18 protein-coding genes are annotated in these 17,168 nt (G+C 70.4%); 9 read left to right on the top strand and 9 right to left on the bottom strand.

Annotated elements, in window-relative coordinates; genetic code table 11:
• Positions 1-132 precede the first annotated feature (132 nt).
• Positions 133-1,002: an NAD(P)H-binding protein gene (locus AORI_RS56160; RefSeq protein ID WP_016333389.1), complete on the bottom strand. Its 870-nt coding sequence runs from the start codon at positions 1,000-1,002 to the stop codon at positions 133-135.
• A 101-nt stretch (positions 1,003-1,103) separates the two neighbouring features.
• On the opposite strand from AORI_RS56160, the gene AORI_RS56155 reads away from it, so the two are divergent.
• Positions 1,104-1,994, top strand: coding sequence for a LysR family transcriptional regulator (locus tag AORI_RS56155; protein ID WP_016333388.1), 891 nt, complete (start codon positions 1,104-1,106; stop codon positions 1,992-1,994).
• On the opposite strand, the gene AORI_RS56150 is transcribed toward AORI_RS56155, so the two are convergent.
• Positions 1,982-2,563 carry a TetR/AcrR family transcriptional regulator gene (locus AORI_RS56150; RefSeq protein ID WP_016333387.1) on the bottom strand — a complete coding sequence of 194 codons (582 nt, stop codon included), beginning with the start codon at positions 2,561-2,563 and terminating at the stop codon, positions 1,982-1,984. The two genes, AORI_RS56155 and AORI_RS56150, sit on opposite strands and share 13 nt — an antisense overlap.
• Positions 2,564-2,643: 80 nt before the next feature.
• On the opposite strand from AORI_RS56150, the gene AORI_RS56145 reads away from it, so the two are divergent.
• Positions 2,644-4,194 carry an MDR family MFS transporter gene (locus tag AORI_RS56145; RefSeq protein ID WP_016333386.1) on the top strand — a complete coding sequence of 517 codons (1,551 nt, stop codon included), beginning with the start codon at positions 2,644-2,646 and terminating at the stop codon, positions 4,192-4,194.
• Positions 4,191-4,652, top strand: a complete 462-nt coding sequence (locus AORI_RS56140; RefSeq protein ID WP_016333385.1) for a universal stress protein — start codon at positions 4,191-4,193, stop codon at positions 4,650-4,652. The genes AORI_RS56145 and AORI_RS56140 overlap by 4 nt, the downstream gene beginning before the upstream one ends.
• 57 nt (positions 4,653-4,709) lie before the next feature.
• On the opposite strand, the gene AORI_RS56135 is transcribed toward AORI_RS56140, so the two are convergent.
• Both AORI_RS56135 and AORI_RS56130 read right to left on the bottom strand, forming a co-directional pair.
• Positions 4,710-5,867: a serine hydrolase domain-containing protein gene (locus AORI_RS56135; protein WP_046199782.1), complete on the bottom strand. Its 1,158-nt coding sequence runs from the start codon at positions 5,865-5,867 to the stop codon at positions 4,710-4,712.
• Between the two features lie 93 nt (positions 5,868-5,960).
• Entirely contained in the window at positions 5,961-6,320 is a 360-nt protein-coding gene (locus AORI_RS56130; RefSeq protein WP_016333383.1) for a nitroreductase family deazaflavin-dependent oxidoreductase, read from the bottom strand.
• 62 nt (positions 6,321-6,382) lie between these two features.
• Here AORI_RS56130 and AORI_RS56125 point away from each other — a divergent pair, with 62 nt between their 5' ends.
• Positions 6,383-7,024, top strand: coding sequence for a TetR/AcrR family transcriptional regulator (locus AORI_RS56125; RefSeq protein WP_043848043.1), 642 nt, complete (start codon positions 6,383-6,385; stop codon positions 7,022-7,024).
• 1 nt (position 7,025) lies between these two features.
• On the opposite strand, the gene AORI_RS56120 is transcribed toward AORI_RS56125, so the two are convergent.
• Positions 7,026-7,661, bottom strand: a complete 636-nt coding sequence (locus tag AORI_RS56120) for a TetR/AcrR family transcriptional regulator (RefSeq protein ID WP_016333381.1) — start codon at positions 7,659-7,661, stop codon at positions 7,026-7,028.
• A 78-nt stretch (positions 7,662-7,739) separates the two neighbouring features.
• Between AORI_RS56120 and AORI_RS56115 the strand changes: the two genes are divergently transcribed.
• The 4 genes from AORI_RS56115 to AORI_RS56100 all read left to right on the top strand — a co-directional run bounded on the left by AORI_RS56115 (position 7,740) and on the right by AORI_RS56100 (position 12,548).
• Positions 7,740-8,696, top strand: coding sequence for a zinc-binding dehydrogenase (locus AORI_RS56115; protein ID WP_043848762.1), 957 nt, complete (start codon positions 7,740-7,742; stop codon positions 8,694-8,696).
• An 82-nt stretch (positions 8,697-8,778) separates the two neighbouring features.
• Positions 8,779-9,846, top strand: coding sequence for a hypothetical protein (locus AORI_RS56110; protein WP_016333379.1), 1,068 nt, complete (start codon positions 8,779-8,781; stop codon positions 9,844-9,846).
• Positions 9,847-9,891: 45 nt separating this feature from the next.
• Positions 9,892-11,475: a phytoene desaturase family protein gene (locus AORI_RS56105; RefSeq protein WP_016333378.1), complete on the top strand. Its 1,584-nt coding sequence runs from the start codon at positions 9,892-9,894 to the stop codon at positions 11,473-11,475.
• Between the two features lie 11 nt (positions 11,476-11,486).
• Positions 11,487-12,548: an NAD-dependent epimerase/dehydratase family protein gene (locus AORI_RS56100; RefSeq protein ID WP_016333377.1), complete on the top strand. Its 1,062-nt coding sequence runs from the start codon at positions 11,487-11,489 to the stop codon at positions 12,546-12,548.
• 194 nt (positions 12,549-12,742) lie between these two features.
• Here AORI_RS56100 and AORI_RS56095 read toward each other — a convergent pair whose 3' ends face one another.
• From AORI_RS56095 to AORI_RS56085, 3 genes are all read right to left on the bottom strand, one after another.
• Positions 12,743-13,186 carry an SRPBCC family protein gene (locus tag AORI_RS56095; protein WP_016333376.1) on the bottom strand — a complete coding sequence of 148 codons (444 nt, stop codon included), beginning with the start codon at positions 13,184-13,186 and terminating at the stop codon, positions 12,743-12,745.
• Positions 13,187-13,270: 84 nt separating this feature from the next.
• A complete protein-coding gene (locus AORI_RS56090; RefSeq protein ID WP_016333375.1) occupies positions 13,271-14,320 on the bottom strand; it encodes a tartrate dehydrogenase in 1,050 nt (349 codons plus the stop codon).
• Between the two features lie 72 nt (positions 14,321-14,392).
• Complete coding sequence (locus AORI_RS56085; protein ID WP_016333374.1) at positions 14,393-15,268, bottom strand: LysR family transcriptional regulator; 876 nt, start codon at positions 15,266-15,268, stop codon at positions 14,393-14,395.
• Between the two features lie 144 nt (positions 15,269-15,412).
• On the opposite strand from AORI_RS56085, the gene AORI_RS56080 reads away from it, so the two are divergent.
• Positions 15,413-16,750 (top strand): GntP family permease, encoded by a 1,338-nt coding sequence (locus tag AORI_RS56080; protein WP_016333373.1) that lies wholly within the window; start codon positions 15,413-15,415, stop codon positions 16,748-16,750.
• A gap of 10 nt (positions 16,751-16,760) precedes the next feature.
• Here AORI_RS56080 and AORI_RS56075 read toward each other — a convergent pair whose 3' ends face one another.
• Positions 16,761-17,162 (bottom strand): hypothetical protein, encoded by a 402-nt coding sequence (locus AORI_RS56075; protein WP_016333372.1) that lies wholly within the window; start codon positions 17,160-17,162, stop codon positions 16,761-16,763.
• Between the last annotated feature and the right edge of the window lie 6 nt (positions 17,163-17,168).

The following is a 17,168-nucleotide window of genomic DNA, read 5'->3' as shown; positions in this document are numbered from 1 at the left end:
CCACTCACGACCCCGGGCCGAAGGCTCCCTTGGCCGCGTCGGACGCGGCCAAGGGAGCCTTCACCCCGGCGGAGGCCTCGATCACGAACACGACACGTTTGACTTGCCCCTCAATAGAACCGTCATTACCACTCACGAGGTCTTGAGTACCTCCTCGCACCACTGACGGAAGGTGGTCGGCGTGGTGGCCTCCGGGGTCCGCGGTTCGGCGTTGTCGATACCCGCCTCCTTCGCGGCCATCATGTCGACCATGCCCTGGGCCATCGCCTCGGACCAGCCGTGTTCGAGCTGCGTCGCGCGGAAGGCGTCCATCGAGACCCGCTGATAGCGGACCGGCCGCCCGAGGACTTCGGACATGATCTCCGCGAGATCGTTCTGGGACAGGTCTTCCGGGCCCAGCACCGGAACGTCGGCCACCCCCTGCCACGACCGGTCGAGCAGCCATTTCGCCGCCACGTCGGCGATGTCGCGGGTGGCGCAGGTCGGTGCCTTGAGGTCGCCGGGAAGCGGACCGAAGAAGACACCGTCTCCGCCGATCGATCCGGCCTGCCACAGGATGTTGTCCATGAACGTGGGCATCGTCAGCGCGCGGTAGGCCACGCCCATGCCCGCGATCAGGTCGTCCATGGCGTGCGAAGCCGACAGGTATCCGGTGTTCTCCGCGAAGCCGCGGCCGAGCGCCGAGACGCCGACCACTCGCGACACGCCGTGTTTCCCGATGGCCGCGCAAGCCGGCCGGGTGAAGTCCAGATAGGCGGCTTCGAGGCTTTCGGCACGGCGGTCCGCGGCGACCAGCCAGAAAACGGTGTCGGCGCCGGCGAAGGCTTCGTCGACGACGGCGGCGTCGCTGTGCGAGCCCTTGACGACCTCGACGCGCTCGCGCACATGGTCGGGCAGGCGGGTGGGATCGCGGGCGATCACGCGGATCGGTTCACCACTTCCGAGAAGGGTGGCGAGCACCCGGCTGCCGATCTGTCCGGTCGGCGCGGTGACGACGATCATGAAGACTCCGAGGTGCTAGAGGATTTCCTACGTCGCCCAGTCAAGCCACGACGGCCGTCGAGCTGAAGGACCGCCTCGATCCCCATTGATACCCTGGCGATATGAGTGACCTGGAGACGCGGCAGCTCAGGTACTTCGTCGCGGTCGCGGAGGAGCTGCATTTCGGCCGGGCCGCCGAACGGCTTTCGATGGCGCAGCCGCCGCTTTCCCGAGCGATCCGGGACCTCGAACGACGGCTGGAGGTCCGGTTGCTCGAACGCACCACCCGGCAGGTCACGCTGACGAGCGCGGGCGAGGTCTTCCTGCGGGACGCGAAGACCGCACTCGAGGCGGTCGCCGCGGCGGAACGGCGGGCACGGCAGGCGGGCCGCCCCGACCCTCGGCTGCGGCTGGCGCTGAAGGCCGACCACGACGCCGGCTTGCTGCCGAAGATCATCGAGGCCTACGAAGCCGAAGAAGGTGCCCTGCCGATCGAGCTGGTCCTCGGCGGCCGGGGCGAACAACCGTCGCAACTGCGTGACGGGCGGGCGGATGTGGCGCTCGTGCCGTCCCCGTTCGACGCGCGCCGCCTGGACTTCGAGCCGCTGCTGACCGAACCCCGGCTCGTGGCGCTGGCGGCGAACGATCCGCTCGCGGCCAGGTCGCGGCTGAGCCTGGCGGATCTCGAAGGCCGGCTCCTCCCTGACGGCGCGCCCGCCGGTCAGGGTCCTTCGGCCGGTCCGCCCGCCACCGCGGCACCCCACGGTCCCGTCTCGGATCTGACGCAGATCTTCAAACTGGTCGAACTCGGGGTCATCGTCTGTTTCTTGCCGGTCTCGGTGGCGGATCGCTACCGCCGGGCGGGCATCACGTACCTGCCCGTCGACGATCTGGAGCCCACGACCCTCGCCGTGCTGTGGCCGCGGGACTCCCGCTCACCGGCCGTCGCCGCCTTCGTCCGCGCGGCCACCACGGTGGCGACGACCGCGTACGCCCTCGGTCACCGCAGCTGAACGCGGCCCAGCAACCGATCGACCAGTTCGGGCAGCGGCTGCTCCTCGGGGCCTTCCAGCCACAACACGTTCCCCGTCCGGAGCGTGGCGAGGAAGGTCGCCGCGGTGAGCCTGGCCAGCTCCTGGTCGAGGCCGTGCCCCCTGGCGAGCAGTACCGCGATCAGGTCGCGTTCGAGGGTGAACTGGTCACCCGCCTGCCGCGCGAGCAGCGACGGATGCCGCCGCAGCAGCCGCAGCTGCGCCACCCACTCGCGGTCGGGGACGGGATGCGCCCGGTACAGCTCCCGGCACGCCGCGCGCAGCGCCTGCCAGGGCTTCTCTCCGGGCGGCCTGCCTTCGACCAGGGACACCAGCAGCCCGGTGCGCTCGCGGTCGGCGTGCAGGATCGCGTCCTCTTTGTTCGCGAAGTAGTTCGAAAACGTCCGGCGGGACACGCCCACCGCGTCGGCGATGTCCTCGACGGTCACACCGTCGAGACCGTGCTCCATCGCCAGCCGGAGCGCGGCCTCGTGCAGTGATTGCCGCGTCGCCGCCTTCTTGCGGGTGCGGAGCGTGTCGAGGGTGTCCACCAGGACAGCGTAGCGACGGGAATAAAGTTCCCACTGTGCAAGTTTGCACAATGAGCAACAAAGTCGCTCGAAAGGACGCCATGAAGACCGAGGCACCGTCAGAGGCGATGGGACACCGCCAGGTGCTCGAATCGCTGTCCGGTCTGCTGCTCGCGCTGCTCGTGGCGATGATCAGCTCGACGGTCGTGTCGACCGCCCTGCCCTTGATCATCGGCTCGCTGAACGGCACGCAGACGCAGTACACGTGGGTGGTCACCGCCACCCTGCTGGCGGCGACGGCCACCACGCCGATCTGGGGCAAACTCGCCGACCTGTTCAACAAGAAGACGCTGGTGCAGATCGCGATCGTGATCTTCGTGATCGGCTCGACGATCAGCGGGTTCAGCCAGAACACCGGACAGCTGATCGCCGCCCGCGCGTTCCAGGGCATCGGCGTCGGCGGCCTGCAGGCCTTGGTCCAGGTCGTGATCGCGGCGATCATCCCGCCGCGTGAACGCGGCCGCTACAACGGTTACCTCGGCGCGGTCATGGCGGTCGCCACGGTCGGCGGACCGCTGCTCGGCGGCCTGATCGTGGACGTGCCGTGGCTCGGCTGGCGCTGGTGCTTCTTCGTCGGCGTGCCGATCGCGGTGGCGGCGTTCATCGTGCTGCAGCGGACCCTGAAGCTGGAGACCGTGCGCCGCGAGAACGTCCAGGTCGATTACCTCGGCGCCGGGCTCATCGCCGCGGGCGTGAGTGTGCTGCTGATCTGGGTCTCGTTCGTGGGCAACGGCTTCGGCTGGCTGTCCTGGCAGACGGCCGTCATGGTGGCGGGCGGCGTCGTGCTCCTCCTCCTCGCCGTGTTGGTGGAACGGAAGGTCCGCGAACCCGTCGTCCCGCTGCACATCATCACGCAGCGCACCCCGGCGCTGGCGATCGTCGCGAGCCTCGCGGTCGGGATGGCGATGTTCGGCGGCGCGGTGTTCCTCGGCCAGTACTTCCAGGTCGGCCGCGGCTACTCCCCCACCGAAGCCGGTCTGCTGACCATTCCGCTGATGGGCGGCGTGCTCGTCTCCTCGACCGTGTCCGGACGCCTGATCAGCCGCACCGGACGGATGAAGCCGTACATCGTGGCCGGCACGATCACCCTGGTGATCGGCTTCCTCGGGCTGGGCACCGTCGACCACGCTTCGCCGTTGTGGCTCGTGGGCATCGCGATGGCGGTGGTCGGCGTCGGTGTCGGCATGACGATGCAGAACCTCGTCCTCGCCGTGCAGAACACCGTGCCACTGCGGGATCTGGGCGCGGCGAGCGCGTCGGTGACCTTCTTCCGGTCGCTCGGCGGCACCATCGGCGTCTCGGTGCTGGGCGCGGTGCTCGCGAACCGGGTCACCGCCGATCTGTCCGCCGCGCTGCACGTGCCGGCGGGCCAGGCGTCGACCGGCAGCGTCAGCGCGCTGAACCTCAAGGCGCTGCCGCCGGAGATCCAGACGATCGTGCACACCGTGTACGGCGACGCGACCGCGCACATCTTCCTGATCTCCGCGGCGGTGGGCGTCGTCGGGGTGATCGCGGCCCTGCTGCTCAAGCCGCTCACCCTGCGCACCACGCTCGACGTGGAGACGGAGCCGGAAGTCCCGGTCGCGCGATGAACGGGGCCTTCGAGTCCACTGTGGAGCGTTTCGGCCCGCCCCGGCACCACACGGGGCGGGCCATCCTGGCCGGCGTCGACGGCTCCGACACGGCGATGCGGGCGGCCGCCTTCGCCTTCGGCATGGCCCGGCGCGAGGGCGGCAGGCTGATCGTCGCCTTCGTGTGCCGTCCGTCGCTCGGTCCCGCGGTCGCGGCGACGGTGGAACTCGACACCGCGGCGCGGCTCTACGAAGAGCTCCGCGAACAGATCCGCGCGGCGGCCGAAGAGCTGGAAGTGCCGGTCAGTTTCCTGAAGACGTTCGGCGATCCGTACACCGCGCTCCGCGACACCGCCGACCGCAGCCAGGTCGACACCGTCGTGGTCGGCGCCTCACAGCAGGCCGGCCACCGGTTCGCGGGGTCGGTCGCGACCAAGCTCATCAGGACCGGGCACTGGCCGGTGCTGGTCGTTCCCTGACGAGCGGCCGCCGAGGAAAGTCCGCCACGCTCGAATCGCCTGGCCCGGGTGGGCTGATCAGCCGCGGCCGCAGAGCGCGTGGTCGATCACCGGCTCGATCGGATGCACCTCCGGCAGCGGGGCACCGGGGTTGTACGGCGTGAGCGTGTTCAGCGAGACCATCACGCTGCGCTTGCCGTCCTCGGTCACGCCGTTCCCCGTCAGGTACCCGGGCAGCGCGCCACCGTGGCCCCAGTAAACGCCGCAGGAGCTGGTCGTCTTCTGGAGGCCGAGCCCGTATTCGCCGAGCCCCGGCGCGGGCACGGTCTTCTTCATTTCGGCCAGCAGCGCGGGTTTGAGCACCTTGCCGCCCAGCAGCGCCCGCAGGAACTTGTTGCCGTCCTCGGTGGTGCTGTTGATCGAGCCGTCCGCTCCCCCGCCGATCGACGGGTTCATCAGCGTCACGTCCACCCGCCGTCCGAGCTGCGGCGGGTTCGAGCCTTCGACGACGAACCGGTCGTAGCCCCGCGCGTGCGGCGCCGGGATGAACGGCGACGTGTGGGGCAGCGTGGTCTCGCGCAGGTCCAGCGGGCGGACGATCCGGTCGATGATCGCCTGCCGCCAGTCCCGGCCGGTCACCTTTTCGGTCACCAGGCCGGCGAGCACGTAGTTGGTGTTGGAATAGCCCCAGCTCGTCCCCGGCGCGAACTCCGGCGGCTTGCCGACCGCCAGTTTCACCGCCTCGGACGCGCTGAGCTCGTCGAACCGGTGACGCAGGAAGCCCTTCTCGGTGAAGAGGTCGAGTTCCGCCATGTAGTCGTGCAGGCCGCTGGTGTGCTGCAGCAGCTGCCGGATGGTGATGGCCTTGCCGTCGTTGCCGTTCCCGCTCACCATCCCGGGCAGCCAGTGGTCCACGGTGTCGTCCAGGGAAAGCCGTCCCTCACCGACGAGCTGGAGCATCGTCGCGCACAGGAAGGTCTTGCTGAAACTGGCGATCCGGAAGTGGCCGTTCCACGGCATCGGGGTCCTGGTCCGCAGATCGCCGTGACCGCTGCGTACCTTGACGCTTCCCTTGTCCGTGCTCACTTCCACGAGCGCACCGGGCGAACCGTTCGCCACCAGCGTGTCGGCGTCGCGTTGCAGGATCCGGTGCAGCGGTGGCGCCGCGGACGCGACGGCCGGGGAAACGAGCGTTGCCGCGCAGAGTACGGCGATGACCACTGAAGTTCGTTTCATACCGGCAAAACTACGAAGCCGCGGGCGCACCGGGCATCGGCTTGGAGGACGATGTCGCCTCCCTCCCTGGTACTAATGGAGCACAGGGGATCCTCAGGGTTCGAGGTCCATCCGGAGGAACACGGCGAGGCGGAGGAACTTCGGCGGCCTGGTCACGCCGTCGGGGAATTCGTCCGCTCCGACCAGCCTGGGGCCGACGAGATCCACTTCCCGCCCGTCGATCCGGAGCCGCGCTTCGCCCGCGGCCATGATGTTGCGCACCCAGTCCGCGTCCGGGCCGTACACCGGCACGAACAGGTAGCCGCCGTCGACGGGATGCGCGTCGAGCGGCGTGTGGCGGGTCTTTCCCGAGGTGCGGCCGGTGTGGATCAGCACCGGGTACTTCCCGCCGGCGATCGCGCGGGGGTTGAAGACCCGTTTGTTGACGTGTCCCCACCATCTCGGCATCGGCATCGTGCTCTCCTTTCGGTGGCCTTACACCCGTAAGGCTGACTTACACCTGTAAGGTTGTCAACGTGCCGCCTCGCCGATCACTGACCAGGGAACGTGTGCTGGAAGCCGCGATCGAAGTCGCCGATCGTGGCGGCGTGGAGGCGATGACGATGCGCCGCGTCGCGCAGCACCTCGGCGTCGAGGCCATGTCGCTGTATCACCACGTGCCGAACAAGGACGCGATCCTCGACGGCGTCGTCGACGCGGTGTTCGCGGCGATCGAGCTGCCGGACACCGAATCCGGGGACTGGCGTGAGGCGATCCGCGTACGCGCTTCGTCCGCACGCACGGTGCTGTCGCGGCACAGCTGGGCACTCGGTCTCGTGGACTCCCGCCGGAATCCCGGTCCGGCGACGTTGCGTCACCACGATGCCGTCTTGGGCGTGCTTCGACGGGCGGGCTTCACGCTCCCGATGGCGGTGCACGCGGTCTCGCTCATCGACAGCTACGTCGGCGGTTTCGTGCTGCAGGAGGCGAATCTCCCGGCGAGCGAGGAGGTCGCGGAGGTGGCGGACGACATCCTGGAGCACCTGCCGCCGGGCGAATTCCCTTATCTGGCCGAGGTGATCACCGGCCACGCCCAGCGGCCGGGCTACGACCACACGAGCGAATTCGACTACGGCCTCGACCTCATCCTGGAAGGCCTCGAAGCCCGCCGGAAATGACTCAGCGGGTCAAGCCCGGCATCACGAGGGCCAGCCGCGCCACCGGCGGCAGCGGTGACGGCTCGGGCACGGCCCGGAAGGCCTGGATCGCGAGCGCGGCGAACCGCCGGGACGCCGCGACCTGCGCGGCCGCCGAAGCGGCCTGGATCCCGTTGTTGGCCATGAGCATGAGGATCAGATCGTCGAGGACGAAGTCGGGACGCAGTTTCCCGGTGTCCTTGGCCCGGCCCGCCAGCTCGGCGATCGCCTTGAGGGCGTAGTCGCGGTCCGCGGTGAAGTCCACCGCCTTCGGAAAGGCCGAGACGAAGGCGGCCGTGAAACCACGGTCGCGCGAGTGCAGCTCGCAGATCTTCTCGATCACGGAACAGAAGCCATGCCACGGATCGGGGTCGGCGAGCCCGTCGTCGACGACGGCGTGACACGCGCGCATCTGATCGGCGAAGGCCTCCGTCGCCAGGATCTCCTTGGTCGGGAAATGGCGATACAGCGTGGCGGGGCCGACTCCGGCGCGGCGCGCGACCTCCCGCAACGGCACGTTCAGCCCTTCGGTGGCGAACAGCGCGCGAGCCGCCTCGAGGATGCGTTCGCGGTTGTCCAGGGCGTCGGAGCGCGGGATCCGAGGCAAACGATCGGTCACCACTCTCACTTTAGCCAAAACGGACGGGGGCGTCCGTTAACGTCCGCCGCATCAGTGATCGACGACCAGGAGACGAAAATGCGTGCAGTCGAGATCCGGACGTTCGGCGCCCCCGAGGGCCTCGCCGTGATCGATCTCCCCTCCCCCGTCCCCGCCGAGGGGGAAGTGCTGATCGGCGTGGAAGCGATCGGCGTCGGCGGCGTCGACACCGTGATCCGGAGCGGCGCCCTCGCCGGTTTCGGTTTCCAGGAGGGGCACATCCCCGGCAACGAGGTCGCGGGCACCGTGACCTCGGTCGGCGGTGGCGTCGATCCGGCCTGGATCGGGCGGCGCGTCTGGGCGTTCACCGGCGAGGGCGGCGGCTACGTCGAACAGGTCGCCATCCCGGCCGGGAAGGTTCTGCCCCTCCCCGAAAACCTGGCCGCGGCCGACGCGGTGGCGCTCGGGACCTCGGGCATGGTGGCACGTTTCGCGCTCGCCCACGCCCATTTCGCGGCGGGTGAATCGGTGCTGGTGCGCGGGGCGGCTGGCAGTATCGGGATCATGGCCGTGCAGCTCGCCGCGAGTGGTGGCGCGAGCGCCGTGGCGGTGACGACGTCGTCGGCCGGACGCGGCGACCGCCTGCGCGAATTGGGCGCGACCCACGTCCTCGACCGCTCCGGCGCGGGGGACGGCCCGGCGGGTTACGACGTGATCATCGACATCGTGTCCGGTGTGGACATGCCGTCCTTCTTCGACCGGCTGAACCCGAACGGCCGTCTGGTCGTCGTCGGCGTGGTCGCGGGAATGCCGCCGTCGGACTTCGGCGCGCAGCTCATGGCGTCGTTCCGGAAGTCCCTGTCGTTCGCCGCCTTCAGCGCGGACTCGATCCCCGAGCCGGATCGGCTGGCGGCGAGTGCGGACCAGTTCGCCGCGGCGGCGCGCGGTGAACTGCGTTCCGTGGTGCAGGAGCTCCTACCGCTGGAGAAAGCCGTTCTGGCGCACCGGAAGATGGACGATGGCGAGGTGTTCGGCAGGATAGTGCTGACGCCGTAGGCAGGTCCATTGTGGAGCGCTCTGTCACCCGGTCAGTGCAAGTTTCCCCATCGCGTGCGCGCTCGCACTAGGCTGCCCACTCGTGCCCGATCCGATGCCAGAGGGACCCGGCTTCACGGCGGTCGACCTGCGGCCGCTCTCCGAGGGCGAGGGCACCGGCGCGTACTGCGTGAACGACGCGGGGACGATCGTGGGCGAGTCGGGTTCGCGTCCGGTGTGGTGGGACGGTGACGGTGCGCCCACCTCCCTTCCGGTCCTCGACGGCTGTTCCGGCGGCCGCGCGGTCAGCGTCAACGCCGCGGGGCTCGCCGCCGGCTCGCTCTATGTCGGCGAGCATCTCCGGCCGGTGTGCTGGCTGCCCGACGGCCGGGTGCGCGCGCTCGAACTCCCCGACGGCGCGATCTCCGGCACGGCCGGCCGGGTGAACGCCCGCGGATCGGTGCTGGGCAACGTGATGTGGCCGGGCTACCGCTGGCGGGCGCTGCGCTGGGGACCCGGCGGCGAGGCCGTCGAACTCGGCGCCCTTCCCGGCGACGGCGAGACGCAAGGGCACGACCTGAACGAACTGGACGAGGTCGTCGGATCGGCCAAGAACGGCACGGGCACTCGAACGGCGGTGCGCTGGACGGCCGCCGGGAAGATCGGCAAACTGCCGCCGCCGCGCCGCGCGATGGCGTGCGGGATCACCGACTCCGGCGCCATTCTCGGCGACGGCGTGGTGTGGAACCGCGACGGCGGAACAGTCCTGCTGACCGGTGAACCGGAATTCTCCGCGGGACAGCTCGTCCGGATCAGCGGACGCGGTGTCGCGATCGGCTGGGGCGTGACCCCGGACCGGCGGAGCACCTGCGCGCGCTGGGATCCCGGCGGGCGTCCCACCGTGCTCCGGCCCTTGCCCTCGGACGACGCCAGCACGTGTTTCGACATCGACGACGCCGGGACGGTGGTCGGCGAATCCGCCGGACAGGGCACGGTGCGCCCGGTCTGCTGGGACGCGGACACGGACGCGACGCCGCGCCCGCTTCCGTCGCCTCGCGGGCTCACGGCGATCGTGGCCCAGCACATCAACGCCGGCGGCACCGTCATCGCCGGCTACGGCTTCGCCGCGGACAGCTCCACCTATCGAGGGATCGCCTGGCGCCGCTCGTGATCATCCGAAGGGATTGAACCCGCTCTTCCGGGGTATGCCCTGACCATGGAAGTCGACGCCGTCGTGGTCGGATCGGGGCCGAACGGCCTGGTCGCGGCCAACCTGCTGGCCGACGCGGGCTGGGAAACGCTGGTCATCGAGGCGACGCCGAAGCCCGGCGGCGCGGTCCGCACCGAAGAACTCACCGCGCCGGGCTTCCGGAACGACGTCTACAGTGCCTTCTACCCGCTCGGAGCGGCGTCACGGGTGCTCACCGGGCTGGGCCTCGAAGACCACGGCCTGCGGTGGCGGCACGCCCCGGCGGTGCTGGCGCATGTGCTGCCCGACGACCGGTACGTCCTGCAGTCCCGTGATCTCGAACGCACCGCGCGCTCCGTCGCGGAGTTCGACGAGCGTGACGCGGACAACCTGCGGGCCGAGCACGCGAGCTGGCAGCGGCTCCGCGAGCCGCTGCTGGACGCGATCGTGCGCCCCTTTCCGCCGGTGCGGCCGGGGGCGCGGCTGCTCAAGACGCTCGGCACCGCGGAGTCGCTCCGGCTGGCGAGGATGCTGACGCTGACCGCCCGCGGCCTCGGCAAGGAGAAATTCGACGGTGCGGGCGCGCGGCTGCTGCTCGCGGGCAACGCCATGCACACCGACCTCGGCCCGGACCAGGCCGGGAGCGGCGTGTTCGGCTGGCTGCTGACCATGCTCGGCCAGGACGTCGGTTTCCCGGTCCCGGAAGGCGGGGCGGGGCGGCTGACCGACGCGCTGGTGAACCGTCTGACCGCCAAGGGCGGCGAGATCGTCTGCGGCACGCCGGTCACCGAGGTGACACTCTCGGACGGCCGGGCGGTGGGTGTCCGAGACGCGGACGGACGACGGGTCCGCGCCCGCCGGGCCGTGCTCGCCGATGTCCCCGCTCCGGTGCTGTACCGGGACCTCGTCGGCGCCGAGCATCTGCCCGCGCGGCTGGTGTCGGATCTGGACCGGTTCGTCTGGGACGACGCCACGATCAAGGTGGACTGGGCGTTGTCTGCACCCATTCCTTGGAACGCGAGCGAAGTCGGACAGGCGGGGACCGTCCACATCGGAGCGGACCTCGACGGGCTCGCCGGAATCGCGAACGATCTCGCGTGCGGGCGGGTACCCCGTGATCCCTTCCTGCTGCTCGGGCAGATGACCACCGCGGACCCGACCCGCTCCCCCGCCGGTACCGAATCGGCTTGGGCCTACACCCACGTGCCGAGGGGCGAATCCTGGCCGGATTCCCGGTTGCGGCGCCACGCCGACCGGATGGAAGAGGTCATCGAGAAGCACGCGCCCGGTTTCCGCAGCCTGATCGCGGGCCGCGCCGTCGCCGGCCCCGCCCAATTGCAGGAAGGAAACCACAGCCTGGTGGAAGGCTCGATCAACGCCGGAACCGCGGCGATCCAGCAGCAGCTCTTCTTCCGGCCCGTCCCCGGTCTCGGCCGGGCCGACACCCCGATCGACCGGCTCTTCCTGGCCTCCGCGTCGGCGCATCCCGGCGGGGCGGTGCACGGTGCGCCCGGATCGAACGCCGCCAGGGCCGCCCTCGCCAGGGACGGCTGGGCCGGTTCCGTCTACCGGGCGACGGTGCGTGCCGCGCACCGCGCCGTCTACCGATGAGGACGCAGCGGATGAAGATCGTCGTCACCGGCGCGAGCGGGAACATCGGGACCGCCTTGCTCCGGGTTCTGAGCGGTGAAGGCCACGACGTGATCGGGGTGGCACGCCACCGGCCCGATACGACCGTGGCGCCCTATTCGTCGGCCCACTGGGTTCAGCAGGACGTCGGCGCGAGCGACGCCTGGGAGAACCTGACCGGGATTTTCCGCGGGGCGGACGCGGTGGTGCACCTCGCCTGGGCGATCCACCCACGCACGGACGATCCGGCCATGCGCCGCACCAACATGGCGGGCAGCGCGAACGTCCTGCGCGCGGCCGCCGACGCCGGCGTGGACCACATCGTGTGCGCGTCTTCGGTCGCCGCCTACACCCCGGCCGACCGCTGGCAGGAGGTCGACGAGGACTGGCCCTGCGGCGGGCTCGCCGAAAGTGCCTACAGCGTGGGAAAAGCGGCCTTCGAGACGCAGCTGGACGAGTTCTGCCGTCGTTACCCGGACATCGGGGTGGCACGGATCCGCCCGTGCGGCGTCGTGCAGCCGGACGCGGCGGCCGAGTTCTCCGGCTGGCTGCTCAGCCCGCTCGCGCCGCCGTTGCCGCTCGGCGGCGACTGGCTCCCGGTGCCCTTGTGGCCGGGACTGCGGATGCAGGTGGTGCACGCCGACGACGTGGCGCTCGCGATCCGCGCGATCCTCGACCGCCACGCGACCGGGGCGTTCAACCTCGCCGGGGAGCCGGTGCTGAAAAGCCGCGACCTCGCACGGCTGACCGGCGGGATCAGGATTTCGGTACCGCTGAAACTGCTGACCGGACTGGCTTGGCCGAGCTGGCGGCTGGGGCTGCAACCGCTGCATCCGTCCTGGTTGCGCCTGGCCGATCGAGCGTCCCTTGTGGACACTCGGCGCGCGCGGGAGGAACTCGGCTGGCGGCCGCGGCACGGTCCGGCGGCCACCGTCACCGATCTCCTCGCCGCCATCCGCGCCGGACGCCGCGGCGGCAGCCGTCCCCTCGACCCGCCGCGGGACCGGATCCGGCTCGGGCGGCCGAGCCACCAGGACCAGTCGGCCGGTCAGTGAGGGAAAGGCAAAGGTGGTGTGTTGCGAAAGCCACTTTCGCAACGTTAGAAGCTGGGAAAGTGGCTTTCGCAACGGGAGCTGAAATGGTCGCCCGCTCCGACGCAGGCTCGATGCGCCCCCATAGCCTGGCCACACGTCGCGAAAGCCACTTTCGGGACGTGTGATGTCCCGAAAGTGGCTTTCGCGACACGATCTCAGACCGCCGCGCGCCCCTTCGCGAGATCCGCGAGCCGCCGCAAGGATTCGCGGTTCCGAGGCACCAGGAAGAGCGCCTGCGCCGCCTCCGGCAGCACCCGGCCCGGCCCGCGGGTCGCGTGCTCGGACATCAGGATCTCCGTGGTCCCCGGCTCGGCTTCGCGCAGTTCCAGCCGGATCCGGGCGGTGCCGAACGGCCAGGCCCGCGCCTCGAGTTCCAGCAGCCGTGGCGGATCGGCGACGAGCACCTTGGTGATGTCGTCGAGCAGCACGGGCCAGGACCCGACGCGGTGATGGATCCGCGTTCCCCGCGCCGGCCAGCCCTCGTCCACGTCACGGATATGGGAGGCGCCCACCACCCAGGCGGCGTAGGTCCACCCGTCGGCGAGCACCTCGAACACGCGCTCGGGAGAAGTGTCTACCGTCATCTTCACGTCGACCATGAACCATCCCGCCCTGCATCCGGCCAGCCTCGCCTCACCCGAGCCGGATACCCTGCGGCGGCAAGGGCAAACCCGGACGCGCGCTCAGCCCACCCGGTCCAGCACCGCCCGCGTGTACCCGGCGGTGCCGGCCGTCCCGCCGAGGTCGGCGGTGCGGATGCCGTCGGCCAGCGCACCGAAAGCGGCGGTCAGCAGCTCTTCACCCGCTTCGGGGTGCCCCAGATGGTCGAGCATCATGGCCGCGGACCACAAGGCACCCAACGGGTTCGCCTTGCCCTGTCCGGCGATGTCGGGGGCGGAGCCGTGCACCGGTTCGAACATCGACGGGAACTCCCGCTCCGGGTTGAGATTCGCCGCCGGGGCGACCCCGATGCTCCCGGCCACCGCGGCCGCGAGGTCGCTCAGGATGTCGCCGAAGAGGTTGGAACCGACGATCACATCGAACCGTTCCGGCGCCAGGACGAGTTTCGCGGCGAGCGCGTCGATGTGCTCCTTCCCGGTACGCACGTCCTGATGCCGCCCCGCCACCTCGTCCACCAGTTCGTCCCAGAACGGCATCGTGTGGACGATCCCGTTGCTCTTCGTCGCCGAAGTCACGTGGTTCCGGCGGGTCTTGGCCAGTTCGTAGGCGTACTCGACGACACGCGTGACCCCCTTCCGGGTGAACACCGCCTCCTGCACGGCCAGTTCGTCTTCGGTGCCCCGGCCGAGCCGGCCGCCGATCTCGGAGTACTCGCCCTCGACGTTCTCGCGGACCACGACGAGGTCGACGTCCCCCGCGCCGCGCAACGGGCTCGGCACCCCGTCGAGCACCTTGACCGGCCGCAGGTTGACGTACTGCCGGAAACCGCGCCGGATGGGGATCAGCAGTCCCCACAGCGACACGTGGTCCGGCACCCCCGGCCAGCCGACCGCGCCCAGCAGGATGGCGTCGTGCCGCCGGATCCGGTCGAGCCCGTCGGACGGCATCATCGCGCCCTCGGCGAGGTAGCGCTCGCAAGACCAGTCGAAGGAGTCGTAACGGAATTCGATCCCGTGCCGTTCGCCGACGGCGGTGAGCACCGCCTGGGTGGGCGGCAGCACTTCGGCACCGATGCCGTCGCCGGGGATGAGCGCGATGCGATAACTGGTCATGGGTCCAGTTGACGGTGAAGCGGGCCCGCGCGTCCAAGACCCAGTTGCTGCCGGGTTGAGAGGCTGCGCCTATCAGCCGGCCGCCAGATCGCGGAAGGCCGCCGCCGCGGGACTCAGCCGCCCCGGCCGATGCATCAACGACACCGCCAGCGAATCGGGACAGTCGAGCGCCCGGACGCAGGCGCCCGCCGCTTTCGCCAGCGCGCGCCAGGAGTCGCTGACCACCGCGATGCCGACCCCGGCGAGGACGAGCGGCAGCACGGCTTCCCGATGTTCCACTTCGACGGCGAACCGGCTGCCGGGTGCTTCACGGAGCACGGCGTCCGCCACGCGGCGCATCCCCGTGCCCTGCTGGCCGACGATGAGCGCGGCACCGGCGAGGTCGGCGGGCCGGACCGGGTCCGCGGCGGGAAGCGCCGCCTCGTCGCGGGCCAGCAAGGCGAAGCGCTGGGTCTCCAGGTGCGACGCCTCGAGTCCGGGCAACTCCTCGGCCGTCGGCGACGCTGCCACCACGCCGAGTTCGGCGTCGCCGGTGGTGAGCATCTTCCCGACGTCGGCGGGGGTGCTCGCCGCGCGGACGGAGATCCGCACCAGCGGGTTGGCGGCGGCGAAGGCGGCGATCAGGTCGGTGAGCGGGCTGACCGACTGCGACGGCATCGAGGCGATGACCAGTTCCCCGCCGAGAAGACCGTCGACGGCCTCGACCGTCGCCCTGGCGAGCTCCAGCCCGCGCATGACCTCCCGCGCGGGCGCCACGAGCGCGTGCCCCGCCGCGGTCAGCACCAGGCGACGGCCGGTCCGGTGGAACAGGAGACTCCCGAGGTCCCGTTCGAGCGTGCGCAAGGACTGGGAGACCGACGGCTGGGCGACGAAAAGCTGCTCAGCGGCCCGGTGCACGCTTCCGGCGTCGACGACGGCCAGGAAGTACTTCAGCTGACGGGCATCCACTCCGGTCTCCTCACGGTCGATAGCCGAGGCCTATCAGCCTGCCAGTTACCCGGTCTTGGACCGGCGAGGCACCCGAAGGGCTTACTGGGTCGCTACGAGGGTCGGCACCGGCGCCGTCCCGCCGCGAGTTCCGAGGAGGGCGCCGTGTCCGATGCCTGGCTCCTTGCCCACACCGGTATCGCCATCGTGGGCATCGTCGTGATGATCACCTGGCTCAAGACGCCCCCGATCTTCGGCCTGCTGATCGGCGCCACTTATCTGGGGCTCGCCACGGGGCTCGGAGTGGACGGCACGACCGAAGCCCTCGCCACCGGATTCGGTGACGTGATGGCCGAGATCGGCATGCTCATCACCTTCGGGGTCGTCATCGGTTCGCTGCTCACGGCCACGAACACCCTGCATCGCGTCCTCGAACGGCTCTTGGCTGTCTTCGGGGAGAAGCGGGTGCCGACGGTGTTCGCGGTCTCCCTGTCGACCGTGTTCACGTCGATCTACTCCGACGTGGTCCTGGTGCTCACCGCGCCGCTGGCCCGGCGCCTCGGCGGCAGGCTGGGTCCGCGCGGTGTCGCGCTCATGGGCGGCGCGCTGACCGCAGGGATCGAGGTCGGGCTCGTGTTCGTCGTCCCCGGTGTGGCCGCGCTGGCCGTCGCGGGACTTCTCCGGGTGCCGCTCGGCGAGATGTTCCTGTTCGGGCTGGCGGTCGGCCTCCCGACCGCGGTGCTCACGACCCTCGTCTTCACCGTGCTGCTGCGCCGGGCGCTCCGGTGGAATCCGGCCGCCGACGAGCTCAAGGCCGATATCGGCGGCGAAACAGCGGTCACCGTCACCGCTTCCCGGCGACTTCCCCTGTCGCTGTCCGTCTCGCCGGTACTGCTGACCTTGTCGTTGATCGCCCTCGGCGCGCTCGCGGACGCCTTCCGCTTCCCGCTCGGGTCCGTATCGCTGTTGAGCGAGCCGGTGATCGCGATGGCGATCGGCGCCGGCCTCGCGCAGTTGCTCGCCCGGCGCGTCCTTCCCTCGGCCGAAGTCAACGCGGCCGTCGGCAAGGCGCTCGCGCTGGCCGGCCCCATCCTCGTGCTGTCCGGGCTTTCCGGTTCGGTCGCCGAAGTGATCGGCAAATCAGGACTGCGCGACGTGCTGGCGAGTTCGTTCGGCACCGGTTTCCTGCCGCCCTTGGTACTCGTCTGGCTGATCGCCGCCGTCCTGCACATCGCGATGGGATCCATCTCGATCTCCGCGATCACCGCGGCGGGCATCCTCGCGCCGATCGCGGGCTCACTCGGTGTCCCGGTGGTGCTGGTCGCCCTCGCCGCCTGCTCCGGCGCGCTGTTCCTCCCCCACGTGAGCAGCAACTTCTTCTGGATGTTCCAGTCCCTGCTCGGGCTGAGCACCCGGGGCACGTTCAAGACCCACACCGTCGCCATGTCACTGGCGTCGGTGATCTCGCTCCCGCTCGTGCTGGTGCTCGGCCTCGTCGTCTGACGGCGCGAAGTCAGTCACGCCAACGGTTGTTGAGGAAGGCGTCGTCCTCGTCGTCGGCCGGTGCCGGGCGGGCGCGAGGAGCACGCCGGGGCGTGTCCCGTCCGCTGGGGACGGGAGGCGGCTCCGAGCCGAACGGAGCCGCCATGTCCACGGAGTCGTCTTCGAACGCCGACGTGTTCCCCGGCTGCGCGTGCGACCGGTCGGTGCTCCAACCGGACTTCGTCTTGCGCTGCCCCAGTTCCCGCCGATGCTCGACGTACCGCTGGGCGGTCTGGACCTGTTTGGTCATGAACTCCTGCGAGCTGGCCTTGATCTCGTCGGCACGCTGATCCCGCAGCGCCCGGCGCTCAGACTGCTCACGGACGAGACCGTCCAGGGTCGCCCTCATGGCGGCGGTGTCCTCGGCGCTCATCTGTTC

This window comes from Amycolatopsis keratiniphila (assembly GCF_000400635.2).
GTDB classification, from domain to species: domain Bacteria; phylum Actinomycetota; class Actinomycetes; order Mycobacteriales; family Pseudonocardiaceae; genus Amycolatopsis; species Amycolatopsis keratiniphila.
Note: the sequence above shows the minus strand (reverse complement) of the source record. Positions and strands in the feature narration are given on the sequence as shown.